Source organism: Nocardioides malaquae (assembly GCF_015070385.1).
GTDB classification, from domain to species: Bacteria; Actinomycetota; Actinomycetes; order Propionibacteriales; family Nocardioidaceae; genus Nocardioides; species Nocardioides malaquae.
Window position 1 is genome coordinate 1 of sequence record NZ_JADCSA010000062.1, and the last position, 557, is coordinate 557.

Annotated in this window: 1 protein-coding gene; it reads right to left on the minus strand. The window is 70.0% G+C overall.

Going from position 1 to position 557, the window contains the following annotated elements; all coding sequences use genetic code 11:
- Window positions 1-557 (minus strand): DUF222 domain-containing protein (locus IEQ44_RS15545; protein ID WP_193639390.1); only part of this gene is annotated, 557 nt, incomplete at both ends.

Below are 557 nucleotides of genomic sequence, written 5' to 3' on the forward strand. Positions count from 1 at the left end.
GCGGCGGTGAGGGTGTCGAACCCGTCACCGGGGGTGCCGTTGTCCAGCGACGCGACCCCGAGACCGGTCTTCAGTGCCTCGTAGCTGATGGTGACGGTGACGTTGGTGGCGTCGCCGCCGTGGAGCGGCAACCGGGCAGGGTCGAGGGTCTCCAACAGTTGTCCGAACGCTTCGGCGAGCCGACGGGGGTGGTTCACCGGCCGCGCGAACCCGGCCTTCGTCGCGTCCGACTGGTCCTCGGCCGACGCACGCGCCGTGCCGTCCGTGAGCCGCGGGTTCGTGAACGCGTGCAGGTAGGTCGACAACCGGGCTGCGACCGCGTCCGGGATGACACCGCTGATGCGGGTGAGTCCGTTGCCCAGCGCTCGTATCTTCAGGCGTTGCTTCTCAGCGGCGTGCTTCTCCGCTTCTTCGAGCTTGCGGCGTTCTTCGTCCTCGAACCGTTGTGGGTCGACCAGCTCCAGGATCCGGCGCCCGAGCTTGGCCAGGTCGGCCGGGTCGTGGGCCTCGGCGAGCCGCACGAGCTCTGCTTCCGCGAGCGCCGCGACCTCGGGCTC